The sequence below is a fragment of the Wenjunlia tyrosinilytica genome (assembly GCF_014646055.1).
Classification (GTDB): domain Bacteria; phylum Actinomycetota; class Actinomycetes; order Streptomycetales; family Streptomycetaceae; genus Wenjunlia; species Wenjunlia tyrosinilytica.
Window position 1 is genome coordinate 1 of record NZ_BMMS01000098.1, and the last position, 5,058, is coordinate 5,058.

At 70.2% G+C, this 5,058-nt stretch carries 1 pseudogene; it reads left to right on the forward strand.

The annotated features are described in order from the left end of the window. Nucleotides 1-5,058, forward strand: a pseudogene (locus IEY86_RS38585) (SDR family NAD(P)-dependent oxidoreductase); the annotation flags it as partial.

Consider the following 5,058-nt stretch of genomic DNA (forward strand, 5'->3'; position numbering starts at 1 on the left):
CTGGCGACCTACGGCCAGGGACGTTCCGACGATGAGCCGCTGTGGCTGGGCTCGCTGAAGTCCAACGTCGGCCACACACAGGCCGCTTCGGGAATCGCCGGTGTCATCAAGATGGTGCTGGCGATGCGGCACGGTGTGCTGCCTCGAACCCTTCACATCGATGAGCCCACGCCGCACGTCGACTGGTCCTCGGGCACCGTAGCCCTGCTGACGCAAGGTCAGGACTGGCCCGAGACCGGCCGTCCCCGGCGTGCCGGTGTCTCGTCGTTCGGCGGCAGTGGGACGAACGCGCACGTCGTGCTGGAGCAGGCGTCGGCCGAGCCCATGGAGACGGATGCCGAGGCAGCGGCTCCTGAGGTACCGCCGCTGGTGTCCGGTGTGGTGCCGTGGGTGGTTTCCGGGCGTGGTGGGGAGGCGTTGGCGGGTCAGGCTCGGCAGTTGGGTGCGTTCGTGGAGGCGAGGGCTGGGCTGCCACCGGTGGATGTGGCGTGGTCGTTGGTGCGGTCGCGTTCGGTGTTCGAGGACCGTGCGGTGGTGCTGGGTGGGGATCGGGACGCGTTGTTGAGCGGTCTTGGCTCGCTGGGCTCGGGGGAGGTGGTGTCTTCGGTGGTGCGGGGTGTCGCCTCGGATGTGGGCCGGACGGTGTTCGTCTTTCCCGGTCAGGGTGCTCAGTGGGTCGGGATGGGGCGGGAGCTTCTGGACTCCTCGCCGGTGTTTGCGGCGTCGTTGGAGGCGTGCGGGGCGGCGCTGGGGTTGTTTGTCGACTGGTCGTTGCTGGATGTGGTGCGTGGTGTGGTCGGGGCGCCGGGGCTGGATCGGGTGGATGTGGTTCAGCCGGTGTCGTGGGCGGTGATGGTCTCGCTGGCGGCGNCTGTCGCTGGAGGACGGTGCCAGGGTCGTGGCGTTGCGCAGCCGTGCGTTGAGGGTGATCGCGGGTCGTGGCGGGATGGTGTCGATGGCCCTGCCGCTGACCGAAGCCGAGGAGCTGCTGGCCCACTGGGCAGGGCGCGTCTCGGTGGCGGCGGTCAATGGTCCTGGTTCGGTCGTGGTGTCCGGGGATGCGGAGGCGTTGGAGGAGTTGATCGGGCGTTGTGAGGCGTCGGGGATTCGCGCGCGGGCGGTGCCGGTGGACTACGCCTCGCACTCGTCCCACGTGGAGGCCATCGAGTCGGGGTTGGCCGAGGTGCTGGCCGATGTTGCTCCGCGCTCGGGTGAGGTGCCGTTCTTCTCCACGGTCGAGGCGGAGTTCATCGACACCGCGACGCTGGACGCCGGTTACTGGTACCGCAATCTGCGGCAGCGCGTGCGCTTCGACGAGGCCGTGCGCGGTCTCCTCGAAGAAGAGCATGACGTCTTCCTCGAGGTCAGTGCACATCCGGTTCTTGTCATGGCGATCCAGGAGGCATGGGAGGACGCCGGTGCCGAGGCACCGGTCGTCAGCGGTACCCTGCGGCGAGACGACGGGGGCGCGGACCGTCTCCTGACCTCCATGGCCGAGCTGTATGTGCGCGGTGTGGCCGTGGACTGGACAGCGGTCCTGGCCGCCCATGAACCCCGCACCGTGGAACTGCCCACCTATGCCTTCCAGCGCGAGCACTACTGGCTCGACCTGCGGTCACAGGGGCAACTCACCGAGGCGGCGGCGGACTCGACCGACGCGCTGTTCTGGGAAGCCGTCGAGCACGAGGACCTGGAAGCGCTTGCCGACACGCTCGAACTCGACCCCGCCACCTCGCAGCAACTCCTGGGCGAAGCCCTTCCTGTTCTCTCCGCCTGGCGTCGTGGACGCCGCGCCGCTTCAACGATCGACTCCTGGCGCTACCGCATTGCCTGGCGACCGGTCGCCGACCGTCCCACCGTGACGCTCCATGGCCCCTGGCTCGTGGCCGTGCCCACCAGCGAGGTGGACTCCGATGTGGTGCGGGCATGCCTCGACGGACTCGCCGCACAAGGCGCACAGGTCCTCCCGCTGTTCCTGGACGCCGGCGACACCGACCGAGAGCGGCTTGCCGACCTCCTCGGCGAGGCGGTCGAGGCGAGTGGAGCGCCGTTCAGCGGGGTGCTCTCCTTGCTGGCCCTCGATGAGCGGCCGCACCCGGCCCAGCCGGACCTCGCCGCAGGACTTGTCGCCGGCCTCACCCTCGTTCAGGCGCTCGGTGACACCGATGTACGCGCCCCGCTGTGGCTGATCACCAGTGGCGCGGTCACCACCGGTGACTCGGACCCACTGCGCAACCCGCTCCAGTACGCCACCTGGGGCATGGGCCGCGTCGCCGCGCTCGAGCAGCCGGAACGCTGGGGTGGCCTCGTCGACCTGCCCGAGACACTCGATGCCCGCGCTGTCGCCCGCCTGTGCGGAATCCTCGCCGACTCGGCCGACGAGGACCAGATCGCTCTCCGCCCGTCCGGAGCGCTCAACCGCAGACTCGTCCGAGCCCCGGCCGGCCGTGCGTCCACCGATCCGGCATGGACCTCACGCGACACCGCTCTGATCACCGGTGGAACAGGCGGACTCGGCGCCCATACCGCCCGCTGGCTGGCCCGCACCGGCACGGAACACCTGGTGCTTCTCAGCCGCCGAGGACCCGAAGCACCGGGCGCCGAAGAACTGTCGGCCGAGCTGACCGCGTTGGGCGCTCGTGTCACGATCGCGGCCTGTGACATCACCGACCGCGACGCGCTGCAAGCCCTCGTCGAAACCGTCGAAGCCGATGGGCCGCCCATCCGTACCGTCGTGCACACCGCCGGAGTCGGAATCCTCATCCCCCTGGCCACCACGGAGCTGGACGAGTTCGCCGAGGGGGCGCGGGCCAAGCTCACCGGTGTGGCCAACCTCGACGCCATCTTCGCGGAGGACCGGCTGGACGCCTTTGTCGTCTTCTCCTCGGTCGCGGGTGTGTGGGGCAGCGGGGACCACGGTGCCTATGCGGCGGCCAACGCCTACGCGGACGCCCTAGCGGAGAACCGGCGGGGCCGCGGCCTCGCCGGGACCACCATCGCGTGGGGCATCTGGAGCGACGAGGGCGGCGGTATGGCCCAGGACATCGTCCAGGAGCAACTTCGCTGGCGCGGCATCCCGTTCATGGATCCCGCGCTCGCCGTCGCGGCGATGCAGCAGGTCCTGGACCGAGGCGAGACGTTCATCGCGGTGGCCGACATCGACTGGGACCGCTTCGTACCCGTCTTCACCGCGGCACGGCCCCGGCCGTTGCTCGGTGAGGTCCCGGAGGTCGCACGGATCCTGCTCGCGGAGGAGGAGAACCGGCGCAAGGAGCCCGACGCGGAGGCGGTCGGCCTGGTGGCCAGGCTGGGCAATCTGCCTCCGGAGGAGCAGGACCAGGTGCTCCTGGACCTCGTCAGGGCCCAGGTGGCCGCGGTGCTCGGTCACAGCAGCCCCGGACAGGTGGAACTGGGCCGCGCCTTCCGGGACTTGGGCTTTGACTCCCTCACGTCGGTGGACCTGCGCAACCGCCTCAACGCGGCAACGGGACTGCGGCTGCCCGTCACCGTGATCTTCGACCGGCCCACCGTCACCGCCCTGTCCCGGCACATCGGAGCCGAACTCCTGGGCCAGCAGGCAGCCGTGGCCCCGCAGACGCCGCAGACGCCGCGGACGGCGCCGCTGCCGGCCGACGACGACCCGATCGCGATCGTCTCCATGGGCTGCCGATACCCGGGTGGTGCGAGCACTCCGGAGGAGCTGTGGCGGATCCTGGCCGAAGGCAGGGATGTCATCGAGGGCTTCCCACCGGACCGGGGATGGGACCTCGAAGCGCTCTACGATCCCGACCCGGACCGCGAAGGCACCTGCTACGCCCGCGAGGGCGGCTTCGTCCAGGACGTCGGTGACTTCGACCCGGGCTTCTTCGGGATCTCGCCCCGTGAGGCGGTCGCGATGGACCCCCAGCAGCGGCTGCTGTTGGAGACCTCCTGGGAAGCCGTGGAGCGCGCCGGCCTCATCGCGGAGGAACTGCGCGGAACCCCGGTGGGCGTGTTCGTGGGCGCGGCCAACCAGGGCTTCGGCAGTCTCGACAACCTTCCCGAAGGTGTGGAGGGGCACATCGTCACCGGCAGCGCGACCAGCGTGCTGTCCGGCCGCGTCGCGTACACACTGGGCCTGGAAGGCCCGGCCGTGACGGTTGACACCGCTTGTTCGTCCTCCCTGGTGGCGCTTCACCTGGCGGTGCAGTCGCTCAGGTCCGGTGAGTGCTCCATGGCGCTCGCGGGTGGTGTCGCCGTCATGGTGGAGCCGATCGGATTCGTCGGCTTCAGCCGCACCCGAGGTGTCGCGAAGGACGGCCGTTCCAAGGCGTTCGCCGCGGCCGCGGACGGGATGGGGCTCGCCGAAGGCGTCGGTGTGCTCCTGCTGGAGCGCCTGTCGGATGCTCGGCGGCAGGGCCACCCGGTGCTCGCGGTGGTGCGGGGTACCGCGCTGAACCAGGACGGTGCGAGCAATGGGCTCAGCGCCCCGAGCGGCCCGGCACAGCAGCAGGTGATCCGCCGGGCACTGGCCAACGCGGGACTGTCCACGGCGGATGTCGACGCCGTGGAGGCACATGGCACGGGTACGACACTGGGCGATCCGATCGAGGCACACGCGCTGCTGGCGACCTACGGCCAGGATCGTGAGCGGCCCTTGTGGTTGGGGTCACTGAAGTCGAACATCGGCCATGCGCAGGCCGCTTCGGGCGTGGCCGGTGTCATCAAGATGGTGCTGGCCATGCGGCACGGTGTGCTGCCGCGGACGCTCCATGTGGATCAGCCGACACCGCATGTGGACTGGTCGTCGGGCGCGGTGTCGCTACTGACAGAACCGGTGGACTGGCCCGAGACGGGTCGTCCACGGCGTGCTGGAGTCTCCTCTTTCGGAGTGAGCGGGACCAACGCCCATGTGGTGCTGGAGCAGGCGCCGACTGCCGATGACGCCGTGGTGGTGGGCGATGAGCCACCGGCCCCGGTGTTCGCGGGTGTGGGCGTGGTGCCGTGGGTGGTTTCCGGGCGTGGTGGGGAGGCGTTGGCGGGGCAGGCTCGGCAGTTGGGCGCGTTTGCAGGGGCACG